The organism is Kribbella flavida DSM 17836, assembly GCF_000024345.1.
GTDB lineage: Bacteria > Actinomycetota > Actinomycetes > Propionibacteriales > Kribbellaceae > Kribbella > Kribbella flavida.
On record NC_013729.1, the window covers coordinates 2632259 to 2655354 of the forward strand.

Annotated in this window: 23 protein-coding genes and 3 pseudogenes; 14 read left to right on the forward strand and 12 right to left on the reverse strand. The window is 70.4% G+C overall.

The features are described 5' to 3' along the window. Positions 1-70: 70 nt before the first annotated feature. Together KFLA_RS12440 and KFLA_RS12445 are read right to left on the reverse strand one after the other, a co-directional pair. The gene (locus tag KFLA_RS12440; RefSeq protein ID WP_012920144.1) at positions 71-1108 is read right to left on the reverse strand and encodes a 1-aminocyclopropane-1-carboxylate deaminase; all 1038 of its coding nucleotides are present in this window, start codon (positions 1106-1108) and stop codon (positions 71-73) included. Positions 1109-1110: 2 nt separating this feature from the next. Continuing rightward, complete coding sequence (locus tag KFLA_RS12445; protein WP_012920145.1) at positions 1111-1764, reverse strand: GntR family transcriptional regulator; 654 nt, start codon at positions 1762-1764, stop codon at positions 1111-1113. 122 nt (positions 1765-1886) lie between these two features. Here KFLA_RS12445 and KFLA_RS12450 point away from each other — a divergent pair, with 122 nt between their 5' ends. The 4 genes from KFLA_RS12450 (at position 1887) to KFLA_RS12465 (ending at position 4680) form a co-directional block, all read left to right on the forward strand. After that, the gene (locus KFLA_RS12450) at positions 1887-2624 is read left to right on the forward strand and encodes an alpha/beta fold hydrolase (protein ID WP_012920146.1); all 738 of its coding nucleotides are present in this window, start codon (positions 1887-1889) and stop codon (positions 2622-2624) included. Positions 2625-2651: 27 nt separating this feature from the next. Beyond that, positions 2652-3455, forward strand: coding sequence for an alpha/beta fold hydrolase (locus tag KFLA_RS12455; protein ID WP_012920147.1), 804 nt, complete (start codon positions 2652-2654; stop codon positions 3453-3455). Between the two features lie 72 nt (positions 3456-3527). Continuing rightward, positions 3528-3941, forward strand: coding sequence for an acyl-CoA thioesterase (locus KFLA_RS12460; RefSeq protein ID WP_012920148.1), 414 nt, complete (start codon positions 3528-3530; stop codon positions 3939-3941). A 43-nt stretch (positions 3942-3984) separates the two neighbouring features. Continuing rightward, on the forward strand, positions 3985-4680 hold the full coding sequence (locus KFLA_RS12465) for a cysteine hydrolase family protein (protein ID WP_012920149.1): 696 nt from the start codon (positions 3985-3987) through the stop codon (positions 4678-4680). Between the two features lies 1 nt (position 4681). Here the strand turns inward: KFLA_RS12465 and KFLA_RS12470 are convergent, their stop codons facing one another. Then, on the reverse strand, positions 4682-5647 hold the full coding sequence (locus KFLA_RS12470) for a GlxA family transcriptional regulator (RefSeq protein WP_041289293.1): 966 nt from the start codon (positions 5645-5647) through the stop codon (positions 4682-4684). Between the two features lie 99 nt (positions 5648-5746). On the opposite strand from KFLA_RS12470, the gene KFLA_RS12475 reads away from it, so the two are divergent. Further along, a complete protein-coding gene (locus tag KFLA_RS12475) occupies positions 5747-6772 on the forward strand; it encodes a saccharopine dehydrogenase family protein (protein WP_012920151.1) in 1026 nt (341 codons plus the stop codon). Here the strand turns inward: KFLA_RS12475 and KFLA_RS12480 are convergent. Beyond that, the gene (locus KFLA_RS12480; protein ID WP_012920152.1) at positions 6761-7285 is read right to left on the reverse strand and encodes a winged helix-turn-helix transcriptional regulator; all 525 of its coding nucleotides are present in this window, start codon (positions 7283-7285) and stop codon (positions 6761-6763) included. The genes KFLA_RS12475 and KFLA_RS12480 overlap by 12 nt on opposite strands. 111 nt (positions 7286-7396) lie before the next feature. On the opposite strand from KFLA_RS12480, the gene KFLA_RS12485 reads away from it, so the two are divergent. Further along, positions 7397-7963 carry a dihydrofolate reductase family protein gene (locus KFLA_RS12485; RefSeq protein ID WP_012920153.1) on the forward strand — a complete coding sequence of 189 codons (567 nt, stop codon included), beginning with the start codon at positions 7397-7399 and terminating at the stop codon, positions 7961-7963. On the opposite strand, the gene KFLA_RS12490 is transcribed toward KFLA_RS12485, so the two are convergent. After that, the gene (locus KFLA_RS12490) at positions 7947-8285 is read right to left on the reverse strand and encodes a nucleoside triphosphate pyrophosphohydrolase (RefSeq protein ID WP_012920154.1); all 339 of its coding nucleotides are present in this window, start codon (positions 8283-8285) and stop codon (positions 7947-7949) included. The genes KFLA_RS12485 and KFLA_RS12490 overlap by 17 nt on opposite strands. 143 nt (positions 8286-8428) lie before the next feature. On the opposite strand from KFLA_RS12490, the gene KFLA_RS12495 reads away from it, so the two are divergent. Continuing rightward, on the forward strand, positions 8429-9262 hold the full coding sequence (locus tag KFLA_RS12495; RefSeq protein WP_012920155.1) for an SAM-dependent methyltransferase: 834 nt from the start codon (positions 8429-8431) through the stop codon (positions 9260-9262). Between the two features lie 83 nt (positions 9263-9345). Here KFLA_RS12495 and KFLA_RS12500 read toward each other — a convergent pair whose 3' ends face one another. Together KFLA_RS12500 and argG are read right to left on the reverse strand one after the other, a co-directional pair. Beyond that, a complete protein-coding gene (locus KFLA_RS12500) occupies positions 9346-10050 on the reverse strand; it encodes a nucleotidyltransferase domain-containing protein (protein ID WP_012920156.1) in 705 nt (234 codons plus the stop codon). 928 nt (positions 10051-10978) lie between these two features. Further along, a complete protein-coding gene (gene argG / locus KFLA_RS12505; RefSeq protein ID WP_012920157.1) occupies positions 10979-12418 on the reverse strand; it encodes an argininosuccinate synthase in 1440 nt (479 codons plus the stop codon). Positions 12419-12553: 135 nt separating this feature from the next. Here argG and KFLA_RS39640 point away from each other — a divergent pair. The 3 pseudogenes from KFLA_RS39640 to aac(3) all read left to right on the forward strand — a co-directional run. After that, positions 12554-12739, forward strand: a pseudogene (locus tag KFLA_RS39640) (histidine phosphatase family protein); the annotation flags it as partial. A gap of 98 nt (positions 12740-12837) precedes the next feature. Next, positions 12838-13026: pseudogene (locus KFLA_RS39645) on the forward strand (histidine phosphatase family protein); the annotation flags it as partial. 120 nt (positions 13027-13146) lie between these two features. Next, a pseudogene (aac(3), locus tag KFLA_RS38800) lies at positions 13147-13964 on the forward strand (aminoglycoside 3-N-acetyltransferase). Here the strand turns inward: aac(3) and KFLA_RS12515 are convergent. Beyond that, entirely contained in the window at positions 13954-14343 is a 390-nt protein-coding gene (locus KFLA_RS12515; RefSeq protein ID WP_041290024.1) for a class I SAM-dependent methyltransferase, read from the reverse strand. The pseudogene aac(3) and the gene KFLA_RS12515 sit on opposite strands and share 11 nt — an antisense overlap. 157 nt (positions 14344-14500) lie before the next feature. Next, positions 14501-15763, reverse strand: coding sequence for an alpha/beta fold hydrolase (locus tag KFLA_RS12520; protein WP_012920158.1), 1263 nt, complete (start codon positions 15761-15763; stop codon positions 14501-14503). A 136-nt stretch (positions 15764-15899) separates the two neighbouring features. Here KFLA_RS12520 and KFLA_RS12525 point away from each other — a divergent pair, with 136 nt between their 5' ends. Both KFLA_RS12525 and KFLA_RS12530 read left to right on the forward strand, forming a co-directional pair. Next, positions 15900-16766, forward strand: coding sequence for an exodeoxyribonuclease III (locus tag KFLA_RS12525; protein ID WP_148256621.1), 867 nt, complete (start codon positions 15900-15902; stop codon positions 16764-16766). After that, positions 16766-17902: a hypothetical protein gene (locus tag KFLA_RS12530; protein WP_012920160.1), complete on the forward strand. Its 1137-nt coding sequence runs from the start codon at positions 16766-16768 to the stop codon at positions 17900-17902. The genes KFLA_RS12525 and KFLA_RS12530 overlap by 1 nt, the downstream gene beginning before the upstream one ends. A gap of 100 nt (positions 17903-18002) precedes the next feature. On the opposite strand, the gene KFLA_RS12535 is transcribed toward KFLA_RS12530, so the two are convergent. Next, positions 18003-18503: a mycothiol transferase gene (locus KFLA_RS12535; RefSeq protein WP_012920161.1), complete on the reverse strand. Its 501-nt coding sequence runs from the start codon at positions 18501-18503 to the stop codon at positions 18003-18005. A gap of 146 nt (positions 18504-18649) precedes the next feature. Here KFLA_RS12535 and KFLA_RS12540 point away from each other — a divergent pair, with 146 nt between their 5' ends. Next, positions 18650-19681 carry an aldo/keto reductase gene (locus KFLA_RS12540; protein ID WP_012920162.1) on the forward strand — a complete coding sequence of 344 codons (1032 nt, stop codon included), beginning with the start codon at positions 18650-18652 and terminating at the stop codon, positions 19679-19681. Positions 19682-19709: 28 nt separating this feature from the next. Here KFLA_RS12540 and KFLA_RS12545 read toward each other — a convergent pair whose 3' ends face one another. Together KFLA_RS12545 and KFLA_RS12550 are read right to left on the reverse strand one after the other, a co-directional pair. Beyond that, the gene (locus KFLA_RS12545; RefSeq protein ID WP_012920163.1) at positions 19710-20414 is read right to left on the reverse strand and encodes a M50 family metallopeptidase; all 705 of its coding nucleotides are present in this window, start codon (positions 20412-20414) and stop codon (positions 19710-19712) included. A gap of 40 nt (positions 20415-20454) precedes the next feature. Then, positions 20455-20883, reverse strand: coding sequence for a hypothetical protein (locus tag KFLA_RS12550; RefSeq protein WP_012920164.1), 429 nt, complete (start codon positions 20881-20883; stop codon positions 20455-20457). Between the two features lie 129 nt (positions 20884-21012). On the opposite strand from KFLA_RS12550, the gene KFLA_RS12555 reads away from it, so the two are divergent. Beyond that, positions 21013-23037 (forward strand): S41 family peptidase, encoded by a 2025-nt coding sequence (locus tag KFLA_RS12555; RefSeq protein ID WP_012920165.1) that lies wholly within the window; start codon positions 21013-21015, stop codon positions 23035-23037. The last annotated feature ends 59 nt before the right edge of the window (positions 23038-23096 follow it).

Sequence of the window (23096 nt, forward strand, 5' to 3'; positions counted from 1 at the left end):
GTTGTTGCCGGCAGCGCCGACTACCACTCTCGATGAGTGCGGTTCGGCGAAAGTTGCGACCGGCCGGGCGTCAGGGGAGACGGTGGGTGTGGGTGAAGAGGCTGCTGTACGCGTTGAGCGCCGGCTGACCGCCTAGGTGCGCGTAGAGAACGGTGGCGTCGCGCGGGATGTCGCCGGTGGTGACGAGGTCGATCAGGGCGGCCATCGACTTGCCCTCGTAGACGGGGTCGATGATGACGCCTTCGAGTTGGCCGGTGAGCCGGATCGCGTCGAGCGTCGACTGCACCGGTACGCCGTACAGGTCGCCGGCCCAGCCGGGCAGGACGGTGATCTCGTCGTCGCGCAGGGGACGGGGTACGCCGATGAGCTCGGCGGTGGCGCGCGCGATCCGGGCGACCTGGTCACGGGTCTCGTCGAGCTTGGCGCTGGCGTCGATGCCGATCACCCGGCGCGGGCGGCCGCCGGCGTGCTCGAGCGCGGCGAAGCCGGCGATCATGCCGGCCTGCGTGGAGCCGGTGACCGCGCAGACCACGATGGTGTCGAAGAAGACGCCCAGCTCGCGTTCCTGCTGCTCCACCTCGTAGGCCCAGTTGGCGAAGCCGAGTCCGCCGAGCCGGTGGTCGGAGGCGCCGGCCGGGATCGCGTACGGCGTACCGCCGCGCTCTTTCACGTCCTCGATCGCCCGGGCCCACGAGTCCTTGAAGCCGATGCCGAAACCGGCTGGGTCGAGCCGGACCTCGGCGCCCATGATCCGGCTCAGCAGGATGTTGCCGACCCGGTCGTTGACGCAGTCCGGCCAGTCGACCCAGTTCTCCTGCACCAGCACGGCGTTCAGACCGAGGGATGCGGCGACCGCGGCGACCTGGCGGGTGTGGTTGGACTGGTACCCGCCGATCGAGACCAGCGTGTCGGCACCCTGGGCGAGCGCGTCCGGAACGATGTACTCGAGCTTGCGGGTCTTGTTGCCGCCGTACGCGAGCCCGGAGTTGCAGTCCTCGCGCTTGGCCCAGATCGATGCCCCGCCGAGATGGGTGCTCAGGCGAGGGAGCGGGTGAACCGGGCTGGGGCCGAAGGTGAGTCGATGGCGGGGGAAGTCGGACAACGCCATGGTCACTCCTCTTCCAGCGTCGGCAGGGTGCGCCAGGTGTCGAACGCGACGGCCGCCGCCCGGTCCACGTCGCCGGCGGCGCACAGCCGGATCAGGTCGTCGTGCCGGGCGAGCGACGCGCGGCCGCCGAGTGAGGAGAAGCGCAGCCGCTCGGCCCGGCGTACGACGGGGGTGAACTGGTCCAGCACCGCGGCCAGTGCTCGGTTCGCGGCCACGGTCACCGGGATGCCGTGCAGTTCGTCGTCGGCGCGCAACGCCGCCTCGATGTCGTTCTGCTCGATCGCCACCCGGAACCGGTCGTTGGCTGCGCGCATCGCCTCGAGGTCGTCCTGGGTGAGGCTCTCGACCGCGTCGCGGACGGCGAGCTCGTGCATCGCCGCGACGACGTCCCGGGCCTCGCGGATCTCGCGCAGGTCCAGCGAACTCACCGTCGTGGACCGGCCCGGCTGAGCGACGACCAGCCCGGCCTCCGACAGGCGCAGCAGCGCCTCCCGGATCGGCGTACGGCTGACGCCGAGCCAGGTGGCGAGGTCGGCGTCGCGCAGCTGCTCGCCGGGCGCGAAGGTGCCGTCGACGATCGCGTCGCGGAGGCGGTGATACACGTCGTCGCGGAGCAGACGCCGATCGATCGACGGCGCGTTCTGAGGGATGGGCATGCAATATATTGCTCACACCTTCGGGGAATGTTCAAGTCGGCAGTCGGCGTTGACAAGTGTCAGCGATATATTGCATATTCCATTCAGCGGCAGTCAGCCGCTCCAACTGAAGGGAAAGCCCGATGACCACCACCTCCCACGACTCCGCCAAGCCCACCGTCGTCCTGGTGCACGGCGCCTTCGCCGAGTCCGCGAGCTGGAACGGCGTGATCGCCGAGCTGACCGGCCGCGGCTACCCGGTCGTTGCCGTCGCCAACCCGCTGCGCGGTCTGTCCGAGGACGCCGCCCACCTGCGCAGCGTGCTCGACCACCTGACCGGTCCGGTCGTCGTCGCCGGCCACTCGTACGGCGGGTCCGTGCTGAGCGAGGCCGTTGACGGGAATCACGACGTCAAGGCGCTGGTCTACATCGCCAGCTTCCAGCTCGACGTCGGTGAGAGCACCAGCGAACTGGCCGCCAAGTACCCCGGCGGCGAGCTCGGGCCGGCGCTCGACCCGGTGCCCTTCCCGGCCGCCGACGGCTCCACCGGATCCGACCTGTACATCAAGCAGGAGGAGTTCCGCCGCGTCTTCGCCGCGGACGTGGACGAGCAGACGACCGGCCTGATGGCGGCCACGCAGCGGCCGATCACCGCCAAGGCGCTGGAGGACACGGCGACCAAGGCCGCCTGGAAGTCGATTCCGTCCTGGGCCCTGATCTCCACCCAGGACCTCGCCATCCCCGCCGAGTCGATGCGGTTCATGGCCAAGCGCGCCGAGTCCACCACCGTCGAGCTCGACGCCTCGCACGCTGTCGCCGTGTCCCACCCGGCCGCCGTCGCCGAGCTGATCGACGCCGCCGCCCGCGCCACCACCCACTGATCGCGCTGACCCCGGAAGGACATCCCCATGAAACTCAAGCGCACCGCCATCGCCGCCGGTGTGGTGATCGCCGGTCTGTTGTCGACCGGCGTCGCCGCGACGGCGTCGAACGCCCCCTCCGCGAAGCCCACGGTCGTCCTGATCCACGGTGCGTTCGCGGACTCGTCCAGCTGGAACGGCGTGATCGCCGAACTCAAGCGCAAGGGTTACCCGGTCATCGCCCCGGCGAACCCGCTCCGCGGCCTGCACAGCGACGCGCAGTACCTGCGCAGCGTGCTCGACAGCGTCCAGGGCCCCATCGTGCTCGCAGGCCACTCGTACGGCGGGTCGGTGATGAGCCAGGCCGCCGACGGGGACAGTGACGTGAAGGCGCTGGTCTACATCGCCAGCTTCCAGCTCGACGTCGGTGAGAGCACCAGCGAACTGGCCGCCAAGTACCCCGGCGGCGAGCTCGGGCCGGCGCTCGACCCGGTGCCCTTCCCGGCCGCCGACGGCTCCACCGGATCCGACCTGTACATCAAGCAGGAGGAGTTCCGCCGGGTCTTCGCGGCGGATGTTCCGCGGCGGACGACCGAGCTGATGGCCGCCACCCAGCGCCCGATCGCCCAGTCCGCGCTGGAGGACGAAGCGACGAGGGCAGCGTGGAAAACCATCCCGTCCTGGGCTTTGATCTCGACCGAGGACCTCGCCATTCCCGCCGCGTCGATGCGCTTCATGGCCGAGCGGGCCAAGTCGCGCACGGTCGAGCTCGACGCTTCGCACGCGGTCGCCGTCTCCGAGCCGGACGACGTCGCTACGCTCATCCACAGGGCGGCTCGCGCCACCCGTTGATCCACCCGCCGCGCGGTCCCGGAGCACCCACGCCGGCTCTGGGACCGGAAACCAGCGCTCCGAGGAGAAGCCGTGTTTGCTGTGTCTGTGACGGTCCGTGGCTACGAGACCGACACCCAGGGCCATCTCAACCAGGCCGTGTACCTGAACTACGCCGAGCATGCCCGGTGGTCGATGCTCGAGGCGGCGGGCATCCGGCAGGCGGACCTGATCCGCCGAGGCGTGGGGCCGGTGGTCCTGGAGACCACCATCCGCTACCAGCGGGAGCTGCTCGCGGGCGACGAGGTCGAGGTGACCTGTGTGTTCGACTGGGCCGAGGGCAAGACCTTTCGGGTACGGCAGACGATCCGCAAGACCGACGGCACGGTCGCGGCGGAGCTGGAGTCGGTCGCAGGTCTGCTGGATCTGCAGGCGCGGAAGCTGGTCGCCGCCCCGCAGCAGCACCTCAAAGAACTGGCGGACGACCCGAGCCTCTTCGGTTTCTGAGCCCAGTACGCCGATTGTCGGTGGCGGATGGGACCGTTCGGCCATGACGTCGACGGTGGTTCCCAGGCTGCACAACTGGATGATCGAGGACCGTGAGTACGCGCGGCAGGAATCCCGGCGAGGGAGACGGCACGCCTACCAGCGCTTGGTGCCGAGCCGGACGGCGCTGGTGGTCGTCGACATGGTGTCCTTCTTCGTCGAGCACGGTGAGCACGAGCGCGGGATCCTGCCCAACATCAGCGTGCTCGCGGACACGCTGCGCGGGCTCGGCGGGACGGTCGCGTGGGTGCTGCCCGGGTGGACCAAGCCATCGCCGGTGACTGAGGAGTTCCTCGGCGCGGACATCGCGAAGATGTTCAGCGAGTCCGGCGGCACGGGTCCACTGCGCGATCGGGTCTGGCGCGACTTCGAGGTCCACGACGAGGACCTGCTGGTGGAGAAGACCGCCGCCAGCGCGTTCTTCCCCGGACGCTGCGACTTGCCCGGCCTGCTGGAGGACCGGGGGATCGACACCGTCCTGATCACCGGCACCGTGGCGAACGTCTGCTGCGAGTCGTCCGCTCGCGACGCAAGCACCCTCGGCTATCGCGTCCTCATGGTCGCCGACGCCACAGCCGCCCGCCGCGACCAAGACCTCAACGCCACGCTGCACACCGTCTATCGCACCTTCGGCGACGTCCGCCCCACCGCCGAAGTCCTCAGCCTGCTGCAGGCGTCTTCGGCAACGAGCCTTCAGTGATTCAGTCGGCTGCTGTGTCGACGGTTGCTACGGCCGGACGGAAGCTTCGGCGATAGGTGTCGGGTGGGACGCCGACGACCTTCTTGAACCGGCGGCGGAGGGTGGTGGGGGTGCCCATGCCGGTGGAGCGGGCGATGGAGTCGATGTTCTCGGTGGAGGACTCCAGCAACTGCTGGGCGCGGCGTACTCGTTGGGTCAGGAGCCACTGCAGGGGTGTTTGGCCGGTGAGGGCGCGGAACTGGCGGGTCAGGTGGCGGGGGCTGAGGTTGGCCTGGCGGGCCAGGTCGGTGACGGTGAGCGGTTGGTCCAGGCGTTCCTGGGTCCAGGCGAGCAGCCCGGCCAGCAGGTGGTCGCTGCCGGCTTGCAGTGGGGTGGTGACGAACTGAGCCTGGCCGCCAGGACGGTGCGGCTGCATGACCAGGCGGCGGGCGACGGTGTTGGCGATAGTCGCGCCGTGGTCAAGGTGGATGAGGTGCAGACACAGGTCTACGGCTGCGGCCTTGCCTGCGGCGGTGAGAACAGAGCCGTTGTCGGTGTAGAGGACGTCGGGGTCGACGAGAGCTCGGGGGTGGCGGGCGCTCAGCTCGGCGGTGTGGGCCCAGTGGGTGGTTGCGCGCCGGCCGTCGAGTAGTCCAGCGGCGCCTAGTGCGAAGGCGCCAGTGCACAGCGACGCGACTCGGGCACCTGCCTCGTGCGCAGCTCGTACGGCGTCGACCAGCTCCGGCGGGGGAGGGTCGTCCACGTCGACGCATGCGGGCACGATGACGGTGTCCGCGCTGACCAACCGGTCGAGGCCGTGGTCCGGCTCGACCGTGAACGGGCCGACCTGGATCGCCTCGGGGCCGCAGAGCAGTACGTCGTACCAGCCGTTGGTGGTGCCCAGCGGCGGGTTGCTGAAGATCTCGTAGGCCACCGCCAGCTCGAAGTGCAGCAGCCGACCGGCAGTCGCGAGCGCGACGGTGTGCATGTCCGAAAGTGTACGCATGACGTCGTTCCGGACGCTCACGCCCGCGCTTCGGGTCCGGCGAGAGTTGCACCGTCAGGACGTCGAGAGTTGGGAAGAGTCATGAGTACGGCGGACGCAGTCGTGGTCTACGGGGCGACGGGGCACACCGGGCGGTTCGTGGTCGCGGAACTGGTCGAGCGGGGTTTCGTTCCGATCCTGTCCGGGCGGAACGCGGCGCGGCTGGAAGAACTTGCCCAGGGCAACCACGAGGTACGGCCGGCTGCCGTGGACGACCCGAGCTCGCTGGATCGCGCCTTGCGTGGTGCCGCGGCGGTGATCAACTGCGCCGGGCCGTTCGCGGTGACGGCCGGGCCCGTCGTCGAGGCGGCCTTGCGAGCCGGTATCCCGTACGTCGACGTGGCTGCGGAGATCGAGGCGAACCTCTCGACCTTCGGCGACTACGCGGACGCAGCTCGCGAGGCCGGTACGTCGGTGGTGCCGGCGATGGCCTTCTTCGGTGGGCTGGGCGATCTGCTGGTCACGGCCGCGATGGGGGACTGGACCGCCGCGGCCGAGGCGCACGTCGCGTACGGGTTGAGCAGTTGGCGACCAACGCCCGGCACCCGGCTGGCGGGCCAGGTGTCCCACGAGCGTCGAGCGGGTCGACGGGTGCGGTTCACGGGCGGCGGGCTGGTGTACCACGAGGACAAGGCGTCCGAGCAGGACTGGTCCTTTCCCGAGCCGCTGGGCCGCCGGGTGGTGATCGCGGAGTTCACCATGGCCGATGTGGTCACCGTTCCCAGTCACCTGCCGATCCCCGAAGTCCGCACGTACATGACCGTCGAGGCTGCGCGGGACCTGGCCGACACGGACACTCCGGCGCCGGAGGCGGTCGACGAGTCGGGGCGTTCGGACCAGACCTTCGTCGTCGACGTCGTCGTGCGGAGGGACGGCGACGAGCGACGAGCCGTTGCCCGCGGTCAGGACATCTACGCGGTCACGGCACCCCTGGCCGTCGAGGCCGTACGCCGAATCCTCGCGGGCCGGACACGGAGGACCGGGCTGGGCTCGGCCGGTGCCGTGTTCGACGCGGTGGACTTCCTGCGGGCGTTGGCTCCGCACGTGTCGGTCGAGTCAGGCCTTTGACGGAAGCGATTTGCCGCGTTCGGCGAGCACTGCGAGGTACGCCTCCTGCAGGCGTTCCCGGACGAGTTTGCCGTCGGCGGACGGCTCCGCGGGGATGCCGAGGTGCTCGTCGCGGAGCTCGGCCATGAACCGGTTCCACAGCTCGGGGCCGCCTTCCTCCAGCAGTTGCGCGCGGATCGACAGCTCCTCACTGGCCGGCTGCCAGCGAAGACCCCAGCTGCCCAGCGCGGCCATCACCGGGACCAGCTGGATCGACGCTTCGGTCAGGCTGTAGATCGCCTTCTGCTTGTGCGCGGGATCGGGGCGCTTGGTCAGCATGCCGAGCTCGACCAGGTGCTTCAGCCGGCTGGCCAGGATGTTCGACGCGATGCCTTCCTGGGAGCCCTTCTGCAGGTCGCGGAAGTGCCGCTGCGCACCGAAGATCATGTCCCGCAGGATCAGCAGGCTCCACTTGTCGCCGAAGACCTCGAGCGAGAGGTTGATCGGGCAGCCCGAGCGGTGCTCGTCGGTCATCCGGTCTCCTCCTCCTGCGGGTTCGACCGCTTGCGTTCTGAAAGCAGTCTACCCTAGGCTGCTCGAACTGCTTGCAGATCGCAAGCGGTTCTACGGCAGGTGAGGTGGGCGATGGGCACGCTGATCTACTCGATGATCACGTCGGTCGACGGCTACGTGAGCGACTCCGAGGGCAACTTCGGCTGGGGTGCCCCGGACGAGGAGTCGCACGTGTTCATGAACGAGCTGATGCGCTCGACCGGGACCTACCTCGTCGGTCGCAGGATGTACGAGACGATGGTCTTCTGGGAGACCGCGCACCTGCTGCCGGACGCACCGCCGTACATCGTGGACTGCGCGCGGATCTGGCAGGCGGCCGACAAGATCGTGTACTCCACCACGCTCGAGCAGGTCTCCAGCGAGCGGACCCGGATCGAGCGGTCGTTCGACCCGGAGCTGGTGCGCAAGCTCAAGGCCGAGACCGAGCTGAACCTCACCGTCGACGGCCCCGTGCTGGCAGCGCAGGCGATCCGGGCCGGGCTGGTCGACGAGTACCAGCTCCTCCTCGGCCCGGCGATCGTCGGCGGCGGCCACCGGTTCTTCCCCGACGACATCCGCGTCGACCTGGAACTGCTCGACCAACGCCACTTCGCCAACGGCGTCGTCTACCTCCGCTACGGTGTCAAGAACCCCGCCTGACGCGAGGCATCACGCCACGCAGCACTACCCGGTCGTTGAAGGCTCCCCGCTGGTCGGCTTTCGCTCGCCGCAGCTTCTCCAGTTCTTCCTTGCCGACGCCGAGATCGGCCGCCAGCGCGTAGACAACTTCGAGCACGTCCGCGAGCTCCTCGACCGCCTGTTCGTCGGCGGCGGTGAGGTACTCGTCGACCTCCTCGGTCAGTTTGTCGCGCAGGCGTTGACGGTACTCCGATGGGTCGGCCTGGTGGCTGATCGGGACCTCGCCGTTGGCGCGGATGAGCTCGGGGATGCGGTCCCGCACCAGCTTCTCGCCTGGGTTCACGTCGTCCTCCGCGTCGCATCGCCGGTCGGTACGACAGGACAGTAGTCAACCTTCTGCAAAGGGTTGAGTCGTGGGGATCACGTGGCGTCGCGGATCGGCTACGATCGCCCTTGTCGTGTTGGCGTAGGAACTCGGGAGCTTTGATGGTCGACCAGGACGAGAAATCCGTGGACGCACGCCTCGGGCTGGACCGGCCCCACGGTGCTCGGGTGTACGACTACTTTCTCGGCGGCAAGGACAACTTCGCCATCGACCGACAGGCCGCCGAGCACCTGCTCGAGGCGTTCCCCGGCTTCCGGACGGCGGCGCGCTCGAACCGGATGTGGATGCACCGGGCGGCCCGGTACGTCGCCGAGCGCGGCGTCACCCAGTTCCTCGACATCGGCACCGGTATCCCGACCAGCCCCAACCTGCACGAGGTCGTGCAGGAGGTGGTGCCCGAGGCGCGCATCGTCTACGCCGACAACGACCCGATCGTGCTGGCCCACTCCCGCGCCCTGCTGACCAGCGGGCCGCGCGGCAAGACGGCGTACCTCGAGGCCGACGTCACCGACCCGCAGTCGATCCTGACCTCCGACGAGGTGAAGAACACGCTCGACCTGAGCAAGCCGGTCGCGCTCAGCCTGGTCGGGGTGTTCCACTACCTGCCCGACGCGCTCAAGCCGTACGACCTGGTCCGGGAGCTCGTCGACGCGCTGGCGCCGGGGTCGTACCTGCTGTTCTCGCACTGCACGCCGGACTTCGCCCCCGAGCTGTGGGAGAAGGCGATCCAGGTCTACAAGGCCGACGGCGGTGACGCGCAGGTCCGCAGCAAGGAAGAGATCACCCGCTTCTTCGAAGGCCTGGAGCTCGTCGAGCCGGGCGTGTCCGCGCCGTTCCGCTGGCACCCGGACGAGAAGACCGAGGAACTGGTCGAGAAGGGCGAGTTCACCGACGTCATGTGCAGCCTTTGGGTCGGCGTCGCCAAGAAGCCCTGATCTGCCGCAGCTTCGCTGAGAGCCTCGCCGATGGTCGTCGGCGAGGCTCTCGCTGTGCTGGCCCTCTTCAGGAGGTACGGCTTTCAGGACGGAGGGCGTTCGCCCTGGACGCGGTAGCCGGCGAACAGCGGGCCGCCGGCCAGAGCGAGGGCCTGGCGGGCGAGGGCGGTGAGCTGGTCGAGGTCCGTCTGCGCGGCGAGCCACTGGGCGGCGTACTGCGGGTCGTGGTCGCGGAGTTCGCGCAACATCCACTTGCCGGTGCCGATCCAGTGGCGGTGAAGCCCGAGGGTGGCGTCGGCGGTGCGCAGCCAGAGGACGGTGGCGATCACCGGGCGCTCGTCGGGGGAGGCGTGCGTCAGGTCGTCGAGCAGGTCGGTCAGGGCGTAGCGCAGGCTGTCGGTCTCCGCGGCGGTGAGTGAGCCGGGCCCGGCGGCGAGGATTCGCTGACAGTCCGTCCGGAGGGAGCCCGGGTCGCCGGTCACCGGGGTGCCTTGGGCGATCATGCGGTTCATCACGGGGCGGCGGCCGGGCAGTTCTTTGGCTAGGTAATGGTCGAGGCTCGCGGTGTCGTGGAGGAAGAGTTCGACCGGCCAGCCGGCGTAGTACAGCGACTCGCGGCGAGGTACTTCGGGGCTGCCCTCGGGCAGCAGCACGACCAGATCGAGGTCCGAACCGTCGGTGCGTGCCGAGGTGAGAACGCTGCCGGACAGGATGACCCACGTGGCGTCGGGGAAGAATTCGGCGGCCAGCCGGCGGGCGGCTTCGAGGGGGTCAGGGACGCGGGTCATCCGGTGATCCTGACCGCTGAACGGGCTTGTCGACAAGTGCATTAGGCGTTACGTCGTTGCGGGTCGGCGGCAACGACGCGGACTTCTCGGTGTCCTTCGTAGCCGTTGGCAACGAGTTCCGCCGCGGCGGTTCGAGACTCCGGCGACCGAGCCCCTGGTGCAGGGGCAGCACGGGGAACATGCGCTGGCGTTGCGAACCGGCCGCTGGAGCGGACAGGACCGCCAGGCGTGCGGCCGCATGCTGACCGTCAAGAACGTCGCAGCCGCGTCGAGCCTGGAAGCCGCGGGGTCAGCCGTGAACCTCTCAGGGGTTAACCCGTCAAAGGCAGGGTTGGCCCACCGGAATTTGGTGGGCCAACCCTGTAGTTCGTGGGTTAACCCCTGAAACGGCTGAGGTGGAGGTGGAGACGCAGGTGGAGGCAGCGGTGGTTCAGGCGGGCGGCTGCGGTCGGGTGGCGCTGACGTCCGCGTCCATCGCCGTCCGCGCGGATTCCGGCAGGCCAGCGGGTCCAGCGGTCTGCGTCGCGGGTGTCCGCTTGCCCGGACGAGCCGAGGTCGGCCCAGACCAGCACGGACCAGCCGAACTCGGCCCAGCCAGCTCGGAACAGCCCGGCCCGGCCCAGCCCAGCCCGGCCCGGCCCGGCCCAGGCCGGAACAGCCCAGCCCAGCCCGGCCCGGCCCAGCTCGGACCGGAACAGCCCAGCCCAGCCCGGCCCGGCCCAGGCCGGAACAGCCAGCCCAGCTCGCCCGGACCAGCCAGACCAGCCGAGCTCGGCCCGGCGCTTCCGGGCTGGGGCCGGTGCTGTGCGGCGCGGACCCCGTCTCCTGTACCCGCGGTAGGTGACCGAGAGGCCTCGGTCCGGTGCGTATGCGTCAGCCAGGAGTAGCCGGCGCGTGGGCGTCGGGGCGAGGAGGCGGTGGGAGGGAGTCAGTCGGTGCCGGACTCCATGGCGGCGCGGTCGAGGAGTTCGTCGTCGGGGTCGACCTCGCCGCGGGAGGCGATCAGGTCGGCGCCGCCTTCGGGCATGTCGCCGATGAGCTGGGGGACGCCGGTGCCGATCAGTTCGGCGTGGGCGGTGCCGATCATGCCGAGGCCGGCGTACTGCTCGAGCTTGGCGCGGGAGTCGGCGATGTCGAGGTTGCGCATGGTCAGCTGGCCGATCCGGTCCAGCGGGCCGAACGCGGAGTCCTCGGTGCGCTCCATCGACAGCTTGTCCGGGTGGTAGCTGAACGCCGGGCCGGTGGTGTCGAGGATCGAGTAGTCCTCGCCGCGCCGGAGCCGGAGCGTGACCTCACCGGTGATGGCGGCGCCGACCCAGCGCTGCAGCGACTCCCGCAGCATCAGCGACTGCGGGTCGAGCCAGCGGCCCTCGTACATCAGCCGGCCGAGCCGCCGGCCCTCGTTGTGGTACGACGCGACGGTGTCCTCGTTGTGGATCGCGTTGACGAGCCGCTCGTACGCCGCGTGCAGCAGCGCCATCCCTGGGGCCTCGTAGATACCGCGGCTCTTCGCCTCGATGATCCGGTTCTCGATCTGGTCGGACATGCCCAGACCGTGCCGGCCACCGATCGCGTTGGCCTCCATCACCAGGTCGACCGCCGAGCCGAACTCCTTGCCGTTGATCGTCACCGGCCGGCCGCGCTCGAAGCCGATCGTGACGTCCTCCGGCGCGATCTCGACGTCCGCGTCCCAGAACCGCACGCCCATGATCGGCTGCACCGTCTCGATGCCGGTGTCCAGGTGCTCCAGCGTCTTCGCCTCGTGGGTGGCGCCCCAGATGTTGGCGTCGGTGGAGTAGGCCTTCTCGGTGCTGTCCCGGTACGGCAGGTCGTGGGCGAGCAGCCACTCGCTCATCTCCTTGCGGCCGCCGAGCTCGGTGACGAACGCGGCGTCGAGCCAGGGCTTGTAGATCCGCAGGTTCGGGTTGGCGAGCAGGCCGTAGCGGTAGAACCGCTCGATGTCGTTGCCCTTGAAGGTCGAGCCGTCGCCCCAGATCTGGACGTCGTCCTCCAGCATCGCGCGGACCAGCAGCGTGCCGGTCACCGCGCGGCCGAGCGGGGTGGTGTTGAAGTACGCCCGGCCGCCGGAGCGGATGTGGAACGCGCCGCAGGTCAGCGCGGCCAGTCCTTCCTCGACGAGCGCCGCGCGGCAGTCGACCAGGCGCGCGATCTCGGCGCCGTACGCCTTCGCGCGGCCGGGGACCGAGGCGATGTCGGGCTCGTCATACTGCCCGATGTCGGCGGTGTAGGTGCACGGCACCGCGCCCTTGTCGCGCATCCAGGCGACCGCGACCGACGTGTCGAGCCCTCCGGAGAAGGCGATGCCGACGCGCTCGCCGACGGGCAGGGAGGAGATCACCTTGGACATGAGAATAAGTATGCAGTGTCCTGCATGATCATGCAAACTGCGGACGTCTTGCTGTGGGAGTCTCGGGCGCGCGGAGATGGTCGGTGTGCGGCTCTGGTGCTTGCGGCACGGTGAGGCGGGAGCAACGTTGCGCGGGCGATGGGAGCGATGCCGGACGCACGACTGACGCCTCTGGGACGCAGCCACACGGAGGCAGCGGTGGCCCGGCTGGCGAGCGAGCCGCTCGCCCGCGTTTGTGCGAGCACTGCGATGAGGGCCGTGGAAACCGCTGCGATCATCGCTGAAGCGCGCGGGACAGAGGTGGTCACGGCCGCAAAGCTTGCCGGGGTGGAGTCCGGCGGACCGTTAGCCGGGGCGCCGGCCGGGGCAGATCCTGCCAGGCCACCGGCCGGGGCAGATCAAGGGACCATGGCGGCGAGGTGCTTCGGAGATGGGCGGTTGAGGGGGAGCTGGAGCGGTGGTTCTTGGCGGGGGAGAGTGGGCATGAGGTGGTCGGGCGGATGGTGGGGGCGTTGGAGCGGGTGGCCACCCCACAAGAGCGTGAGACGGTTGCGCTGGTGGGGCATGTCGCCAGCATCACCGTGGTGCTGAGTGTGTTGTGCGGCCTGGGCGAAACCGTGTGGGGCCGGCCGTTGCCCCATGCGGCGCCGTCCCCGCGAGCACGACGACGGAGGCTGGCGGTCTGCCGGCTGGGACGGGTGGGGACTGTGGCGTTTCCTTCGGCGGAGTTGCTGGGTGACGAGGGCTTTGTTCCGGTGACGCGGGAGCAGATTCGGCGCTCGGTGGTGGAGTTGGGTGTGGTGGCGGGCGACACGGTGATGGTCCATGTGCGGCTGTCGGCGTTCGGGTGGGTGGTGGGTGGGATCGACACGGTGGTGGCGGCGTTGCGGGAGGCGGTCGGGGAGAACGGGACGTTGCTGACCTGCGGTTGGGACGACAGCCCTTACCACGTTGGGTTCTGGCCGCCGCGCTGGCAGGAGGCGTACGCCGAGATGCCTGGTTTCGACCCGGCGGTGTCGTCGGCGCGGCGGGACTTCGGGCGGTTTCCGGAGCGGTTGCGGACCTGGCCCGGGGCGGTGCAGAGTACGCATCCGGAGGTCAGCTTCGCGGCGCTCGGGCGGCGAGCGGAGGGTTGGTTGCGGAGCCGGACGACGGAGACCCGTGGGGGCGGGACGGGGCGTTGGGGCGGCTGGTAGGGCTCGGTGGCAAGGTGCTGATGCTGGGGGCGCCGTTGGAGACGTTGACGTTGTGCCATCACGCCGAGGCGATGGCCGAGGTGGCGGGCAAGCGGTATCACAGCTATCGCATGCCGGTCCGGACGAGTGGCGGAGATGTTTGGCGGGAGTACACGACGCTCGACACGTTCTACGGTGCGCTGCCTGACCGCGAGTGGGAGGGCAGTGCCGTTGGAACCCTCGCTGCTCAGGCAGTCGCGGCGGGGGTCGGGGTGCGTGGGGTGGTTGGTAAGGCAGAGGTTTGGTTGTTCGACGCCGAGCGTGTCGTTCGAGCTGTCGTGAACTGGATCGAAAGCGCGTTCAGAGGCTGACCTCACGCAAGGGGTCGCCGCCGTCGAGGAAGAAGCGGCCGTTGGGCGTGAGTGCGGCGGCGATTCGTTCGAGGGCAGCTTGCTCCAGGTCGGGATGGCGGCCGTCCAGGGCGCCGACGCGGACGGCGAAGGCGAGGTCGTACGGCGGTTCGTCCGGGTCCAGGGTGAAGGTCTCGATGGTGGCCTGGCGGAAGGTCAGGCCGGGCACGGCTTGGGCCGATGCGAGGGCGATCGCTGTGGCGGAGCGGTCGATGGCGAGCACGTGTCCGTCGGGCTGCACCCGCCGCGCGACTTCGCGAGCCGCGGCGCCTGGTCCGCAGCCGATCTCGAACACCCGCAGGCCGGGGACCAGCGGCAAGGCGTCGACGACGGCCGCCAGCCGTGGAGAAAGCCCTGCAGTGCGCGGCGACGAAGGCGCGGAGCGCGGAGAAGACGCCGCACCGGTGGGAGCGGAGGCGTCGACGCGCGTGGTCGCGGGGCTGGAGGAAGGCGCAGCGGGGCGCGAGGCACCGGGGCGAGAGGAGCGGCCAGGCATGTCAGGCCGGGGGCAGATCGTTGGCCAGGTGGATCAAGCGGTCGAGGACTCGGCCGCCGGACGTGCGGGTGGCGTCGTGCTCGTACTCGTTGGTGATCCAGGTGGTCACGTTGCCGAGGCGCGCGGCCGTCTCCAGGGAGAGCGTGGCGTCGACATACATGTCGTCATGGTAGATGGCGGCGGCGACCGGCACGCGGTTCGTCGCGAGGCGCTCGGGGTTGTACAGGGGCGTCCAGTCGGTCGCTGCGGCGAGCAGGTCGGCGGCTTCCGCAAACGGGTGCAGGCCGTCGATCTCGCGCACCATCCACGGGAACATCATCTCGCCGGTGAACAGCAGCGGGTCGGCGTCCGCAGCGAACTCGGCCGGCAGGGCGCGGGCCGCGGCCCAGCTGGTCGGCCGGTTGTCCTGGGCATAGGCGGCCTCGTGCAGAACGACGAAGAGCGGGGTCTGGCCGAAGCCGGTCCGGTCCATCACCGCGTACCGGAAGGTGTCCGCGAGCTCGTCGCGGTCCCAGGCCTCGTCGATCAACCAGTGCAGCGACTCCGCGGACTCGCTCATCCCGAGGCCGAACCCGAGCGCCTGGAACCGCTCGACGCTGAGCCGGTCGCCGTTCGGCAGCCGCACGTCGTGGGACCGAAGATGGTCGGCGATCCGCCTGACCTTCGCCACGTCGTCCGGGAACAGTTGGTAGTAGCGCAGGCTCTTCGCCTTCGCGCGTGGATAGGTCCGTTGGTACACGTCGTCCGCGGTCGCGTCGAGCCCGGCCAGACCCCCGGTGACGTAGCAGGCCTTCAGCCCCTCCGGCGCCTTCGACAGGTAGGTCAGCGTGACGAAGCCGCCGTAACTCTGGCCTAGCGTCGACCACGGCCTGCCCGGGCTCAGCTGCGCGCGGATGAGCTCGGCGTCGGCCACGATCGAGTCGGCGCGGAAGTGTTTCAGGTACGCCGCCAGCTCCTCGGGCGTTCGCGCCGTCGCCGTCCGCCGCGTGACCGGCGTACTGCGGCCGGTGCCGCGCTGGTCGAGCAGCAGGACGCGGAAGTCGCGGGTCGCGCGCTCGAGCCAGCCGCTCGCGCTGGTCGGCCGCGGCGACCCGGAGCCGGGACCGCCCTGCAAGAAGACCAGCCACGGCAGGTCGGCGTCCACCTTGGTCGGCGCGACGGCCTCCCGCGCGAACACCTCGATCGTCGGCCCGTCCGGCCGGGCGTGGTCGAGCGGCACGGTGAACGTGTGATCGGTGACGACAAGTCCTGGAAGTCTGGGCACCGGTCCATCATCACCGGCGGCGAGCGCCGAATCGACCGAAGTGCCGGTCCGGTGCAGCGCCAATGCCCTGAGAGTGCCCTGAGGATGCACCGCGAGGTCGGGTTGCACGATCCGGTCGGCGGGCTACCGTAGGCGAGTGCGAGTGGCGACCTGGAATGTGAACTCGGTGAAGCAGCGGATGCCGCGGTTGCTCGACTGGCTGGACGAGCGGGCGCCGGACGTGGTGTGCCTGCAGGAGACCAAGCTGGCCGACGACGCGTTCAGCAGCTTGCTCGGCGCCGAGCTGACCGCGCGGGGCTACGAGACCGCCCTGTACGGCGAGGTGCAGTGGAACGGCGTGGCGATCCTGTCCAAGGTCGGGCTGGACGACGTCGTCACCGGCGTCGCGAACGCGCCCGGCTTCCCGAACCCGGAGGCCCGCGCGGTGGCGGCGACCTGCGGCGGCATCCGGATCCACTCCCTCTACGTGCCGAACGGGCGGGTCCCGGACTCCGAGCACTACCACTACAAGCTGGCTTGGCTGGCCGCGCTGCGGGACGTGGTCGCGGGCGGCCCGGCCGAGCAGATCGTCTGCGGCGACATGAACATCGCCCCGACCGACGCCGACGTCTTCGACCCCGCCGCGTTCCAGGGCTCGACGCACGTGACGGCGCCGGAGCGGCAGGCGCTCGCCGAGTTGATGGCCACCGGGCTGCACGACGTCGTCCGGGATCGCTGGCCGACCGAGCGCGTGTTCAGCTACTGGGACTACCGCGCCGGCATGTTCCACCAGGACCTCGGCATGCGGATCGACCTCACGCTGGCCTCGGACCCGGTGGCCGAGCGGGTGAAGGCGGCCTGGATCGACCGCAAGGCCCGCAAGGGCACCGGCCCGAGCGACCATGCGCCGGTGATCGTCGACCTGGACGTCGCGCCGGACGGTGACATCGGGCCGGTGGTGCCGCCGCCGTCGAACCCGCGCGGTGGCCGCAAGCGGACCACCAAGCTGCCGCAGAACCGCTGATGCGGACGGTCCGACTGCTCGCGCTCCTGCTGGCCGGCGCGAGCATGGCCGCCGCGTGCAGTGCGGATCAGTCGGCGGAGCCGCAGCCGATCACCTGGTCGCGGGTGCAACTGCCCGCCGAGCCGGTCGTCCTGGCGGGCAGCGGCGATCAGCTTGTCGTCGGACTGCGCGACCGCGGGGCGAAGGTGGTGCCGCGGCTGCTGCTGGTCGACGGCGACCGGCAGCAGGAGATCAAGGTCGCGCCGACCAGCCCGTACGCCTTCCTCGCGGTCTGGACGTCCATCGCGTACGACGGACGCCGGGTGCTGGCGCTCGGCGGAGCGGCCGGCGGCGCGCACTCCAACGTGCGGTGGACCGTATGGACCGGGACGACGGCCGGCCTCACGGAGCTCCCGCAAACGTTCAACACCTTCGGCGGGCAGGACGCCGGCCACCTCTATTCCGCGGTGATCACCCCGGCTGGTCAGGCGCTGCTCGGTTCCTGGGCCAGTACGACGTCCGGCCTGGACGCGGCTGTCTGGTTGCCGCAGGGCACCAAATGGATCCGGCAGGACTCGACCGGCACCGTGCTGCGCAGTACGCCGACTCTGCTGGCTGGGCCGGGAGCTGCCACCAGCTGGGGAGACGCGATCGTGCAGACGGGTTCGCAAGTGCGGCTCGCACCGAACGTCGTTCAGCAGGAAGCCGCCGTCTGGCGGTCCACCAAGTTGAACGACGGCTGGTCGCGGTTCGCGCTGCCGGAGCCGGGGGCGCGCAGTCAGGGGCTGCGGGTGACGTGCGGAGAGAAGCTGTGCACGGTCGCCGGGTGGGTCGAGGGCAAGCTGGCGCTGTGGCAGTTCGACCCGTCGGCCAAGGACGGCGCGGGGGCGAAGCGGCTCACTGGGCTGCCCGAGATCGCGGTCGGAGACAAGGCGCCGCTGCCGGCTCCGGTGCTGGCCGGCGACGAGGTGATCCAGATGGTTGCTGGTGGCAATCAAATCAAGGTGGTCGGCGGACGGGACGGGGCGTGGACGGTCCGCGCGTCGACCGGACCGTCGGGAGAGGTGAAGGAGGCCCGGCTGGTCGGCCGGACGCTCTACCTCTTGGCGGGCGCGACCGACGCACCCGCCACCCTGTGGAAGACCGACCTCGGGTGACGCCGACGTAACCGCCAGGCTGTGGAGGACGGCGGCCGACGCCGACGCCCCCGGAGGCTGTGGAAGACCCGGCACGGCCGACGCCGAAGTACCCGGAGGCTCAGGTCAGCAGGCCGCGCACGTACGCCGCCTGGCCGGCGTGCTGCAGGTCGTCGGACAGCACGCTGATCAGCCGGACGCCGAGGGTGACCGGCGGGTTCCAGCGGTGGTCGACGATTCGGTCGAGGTCCTTGTCGGTCAGGCCCTCGAGGTACCGCAGTGTGCGGGTGTGCACGGCCTCGTAGTACCCGGTGAGCTGCTCGGCGGACAGCTTCACCGCGGCGACGTCGTCCGGGCCGTGCCCGTAGCCGGTGTCGGCCGGGTCGAAGGGCAGGCCGAGCCGCTCGTGCCAGCCGTCGGCGGTGAGGACCTGCTCGTAGCCGCCGGCGTCGGCGAGGTGGTCGTCCTGGATCCGGGTGAGGTGCCAGACCAGCCAGGCGATCGAGTTGCCCGAGCCGTCGGGACGGGTGCTCAGCACGTCGTCGCTCAGTCCGTCGACGGCCTCCTGCACGACCTCCTGGATCCGGCCGAAACCGTCGAGCAGCAGTTCGCTGGTGTTCATCGTCTTCCCTTCGTCACGCGGAACGTCTGCCACCGTACTCCGCGCTCCGGACAGTTCGTGCGGTCGCCGAGACGGCGTGCCGGTTCGGTCCGGGGCGGCTCGGTCAAGGCGTCCTAGAGTGGTGGGAACCGACCGAAGGAGCAGCAGTGGAGTACCGCACCCTGGGAGCCGGTGGCGCCGTCGTCTCGACGTACGCGCTCGGCACCATGACGTTCGGCCACGAGACCGACGAGACCGGCGCGCACCGGCAGCTCGACCGGTACGTCGAGGCCGGCGGCACCTTCGTCGACACCGCCGACGTGTACTCCGCCGGCGCGTCGGAGCAGATCGTCGGCAGCTGGCTGGCCAGGAGCTCCGCCCACGACGACATCGTCCTGGCCACCAAGGGCCGGTTCCCGACCGGCGACGGCCCGAACGACGTGGGTACGTCGCGCCGGCACCTCCGCCGCGCGCTGGACGCGTCGCTGCGGCGGCTCGGGGTCGACCACATCGATCTGTACCAGCTGCACTCCTGGGACCCGATCACCCCGCTGCAGGAATCGCTCAGCTTCCTGGAGGACGCCATCCGGGCCGGCAAGATCTCGTACGGCGGCCTGTCCAACTTCACCGGCTGGCAGCTGCAGAAGGCCTGCGACCTGGTCGACCGGCGGGGCTGGTCGCCACTGGTCACGCTGCAGCCGCAGTACAACCTGCTGGTCCGGGAGATCGAGTGGGAGATCGTGCCCGCCGCGCAGGACAACGGGCTCGGCCTGCTGCCCTGGTCGCCGCTGGGAGGTGGCTGGCTGACCGGCAAGTACTCGTTCGACGAGGCGCCGACCGGCTCCACCCGGCTCGGCGAGAACCCGGACCGCGGCGTCGAGGCCTGGGCTCGGCGCAACAAGAACGAGCGGGTCCGCGCCGTCGTCGAGGCGGTGCGCGAGGTCGCCGAGGCACGCGGGATCTCGATGGCCCAGGTCGCGCTGGCCTGGCTGGTCGACCGTCCGGCGGTGACGTCGGTGATCTTGGGCGCTCGCACGCTGGAGCAGCTCGACGACAACCTGGCGGCGGCCGACCTGCACCTCACCGACGAGGAGCGGGCTCGGCTGGACGAAGCGAGCGACCCGGGCGCGGCCGACTACCCGTACGGCGTACCAGGGGTCGAGCAGCGCGGCCGCTCGATCACCGGCGGTCGAGGCTGATTCCGCCGCTCGCAGCTGGGCGTCGCGGTCAGGTTGGCAGGACGTCCGACCAGAGCACGCCCAGCACGAGACAGCCGAGCGTGATCAGACCGAAGATGCCGACCCACAGGATCGCCGGTACGCCGGTGAGGCGCCGGAGCTGATCGGCGTCCGAGTTGCGGCCTCCGCCGTGCCGCCGGGAACTCTGCAGCTCCAGCACTGCCCGGGGCGCGGCCAGCAGCAGGAACCAGGTCAGCAGGTAGGCGAAGGTCGACTGCACCTGCTCCGAACCCCACCACGACACCGCGAACACCACGGCGCCGAAGGCGACCACCGACCACAGGCCGAACAGGTTCCGGATCTGCAGCAGCAGGATCAGCAGCGCGAGCAGCAGTCCCCAGAGCAGTGCCACGGCGTACCCACGGCTCAGCACGAAGGCGGCGGCGAGTCCGAACAGGGCCGGACCGGGGTAGCCCGCGAGCAGCACAGCGATCATTCCGGCGCCGTTGGGCTTGCCGCGGGAGACCGTGACGCCCGAGGTGTCCGAGTGCAACCGGATGCCGGCGAGCTTGCGGCCCACCAGCAGCGCGATCAGCCCGTGCGCGCCCTCGTGGGCGATCGTCACCACCTGCCGGGTCTGCCGCCAGACCGGTCGCCAGGCAATCAGCAGCAGCGCCGCGAGGCCCGTTCCGATCACCACCTGCAGCGACGGGTCGGCCTGCACGGACGTGATGTTGTCCCACACCTCAGTCACCTGGACATCCTTGCAGGCCGGCCGGGTAACCCTTCACCATTCACCGGGACAGTGCCGTGCACCGCTGGTCGATGGTGCGGAGGATGCCACGTGTCGCCACGACATGGGCGCCGGAGCCGATGACGAGAGCCCGGTACACGCGTCCGTGCAGGCCGGGAAACACGGCGTACGTCAGGGCGGTCAGCACCGTGCCGCCTGCCGCGGCGTCCGCCAGCGTGAAGATCAGCCGGTACCGCGAGAAGTGGTGGCGGCCGGCCAGGGTGAGTGACTCGCCGTCGACGCTGTCGACGATCTCGAAGCCGCCCCGCGGAGTGGTCCCGAGAACGGTGGCGAGCGGGTTGCGCGGTCCCAGCAGCAGGCCGCCGGTCGCGTGGTCGTAGAGACCTCGCCACACCGCGTCGCGAGCAGCGTTGATGGTGCGAGCGTGCTCGTCGACGAGCGGCAGGCCGTCGGTGTGGGACGCATCCATGGGTGGGCCTCCTTCTGTCCTTGCACACTAGCGCCAGGCCGGTGGAGCCAGGCGTTGACATCGGTGGGGGTGCGGCGGACGGTGGAGGGATCGCGGCCCAGGGGAGGGGCCGCCTCGTTGGGGGATGCCATGGCCGGACCACGCAAGACCGCCCAGAAGACCACCGCCCAGAAGACCACCGCCCAGAAATCCGTTGCCCGGAAGGCGGATCGCGGTGCGCCGCCGAACCGGCGTACCGGGAGCCGCAGGCGGGCCACCGAGACGGCGGCGGCCGCGGTACCGCTGCCGCAGTTCCTCGCCGGAGCCGGCACGCTGACGCTCGCGCAGCGCACGTTGCTGATCGACCAGGCGCTGCTGATGCTCGAGCAGAACTACGTGCACCTGCCGCTCAAGGAAGCGATGCACGCCGTCAACCCGCTGCAGCGGTTGCGGGTGCTGCGGGCCCGGACCGAGCGCCAGACCGACGCGTCGATGGAGGCCGAGTGGTTGTTCCACCGGCAGATGTCCGGGATCTTCCACTGTGTGCGTGACCTGCACACCAACTACCTGCTGCCGGCGCCGTTCGCGGGCAAGATCGCGTTCCTGCCGTTCCTGATCGAGAAGTGCTTCGACAACGCCGGTGAGCACTACCTGATCACCCGGACGATCACCGGCTTCACCGCGCCGCAGTTCGGCCCGGGCGCCGAGGTGACGCACTGGAACGGTACGCCGATCGCCCGCGCCGTGGCGCTCAACGGTGCCGCGTTCGCCGGCAGCAACGACGCGGCCAACCTGGCCCGCGGCCTGGAGTCGCTCACCCTGCGCCCGCTGGTGATCCAGGCGCCGCCGGACGAGGACTGGGTCACGGTGACGTACGTCGGGCTGGACGGCTCGGTCCAGGAACTGCGCGAGCAGTGGAAGGTGACCACCAACCTGCCGCCGATGACCGACTTGGACGCGGTCACCGAGGCGTCGGCGGTGATGGGCCTCGACCTCGACTCCGACGAGAAGGCCCGGGCGAAGAAGGCGCTGTACGTGCGCGACGTCGTCGAGCTGGAAGGCGGCGAGAGCTCGGCCGAGCTGACGGCTCCGGTCGCGGTCGGCGCGGCGGACCTGCCGACGACGATGCCCGGCGTCTTCCGCGCCCGGGTGGTGACCGGCACCCACGGCACCTTCGGCCACCTGCGGATCTTCACCTTCAGCGTCAACGATCCGGTCGCCTTCCGCGACGAGTTCGTCCGGCTGGCGGCCGCGCTGCCGCAGGACGGGCTGATCGTCGACGTCCGGGACAACGGCGGCGGGCACATCCACGCCAGCGAGTTCACCCTGCAGACGATGACGCCGCGGCGGATCGCGCCGGAGCCGGTGCAGTTCGTCAGTTCGCCGCTCAACCTGCGGCTGTGCCGGCGGCACAAGGACAACCCGGCCGGGATCGACCTCGGGCCGTGGTTCGACTCGCTCGAGCTGGCCACCGAGACCGGCGCGGCCTACTCGGCGGCCAAACCGATCACGCCGGAGCACGGCGCGAACGACCTGGGCCAGACCTACCACGGGCCGGTCGTGCTGATCACCGACGCGCGGTGCTACTCGGCGACCGACATCTTCGCGGCCGGGTTCGCCGACCACGAGATCGGCACGATCCTCGGTGTCGACGACAACACCGGCGCGGGCGGCGCGAACGTGTGGACGCACGGACTGCTCGCCACCCTGCTCAACGAGCCGCCGCCGGCCGACCCGACCACGCCGTACGAGGCGTTGCCGAACGGGGCGAACCTGCGGGTGGCGATCCGCCGGACACTGCGGGTCGGTGAGCTGTCGGGCACACCGGTGGAGGATCTGGGCGTCCGGCCGCACGCCACGCACCGGATGACCCGCGCGGACCTGCTGGCCGGCAACGCGGATCTGCTCGCCGCGGCGGGGGCGCTGCTCGCCGCGATGCCGCACCGGCGGCTCGGGCTGGCCACCACGTTGACCGGTACGACGCTGACGGTCGGGCTGGACGTGGACGGGATGGACCGGGTCGACCTGTACCTGGACGACCGGCCGATCAGTTCGGAAGACCTCACCGGCGTACCGGTCGAGATCGACATTCTCGACGTGTCGCCGGGCCAGTGGCTGCGCGCGGACGGTTTCGCTTCCGGCGTGCTGGTCGCGTCCCGGCGCCGGCAGGTCTAGGGGCCGGCCCCCGCTCCGCGGCTGAGGGAGCAACGGGGCGAGGGCCGGCGATCGTACGG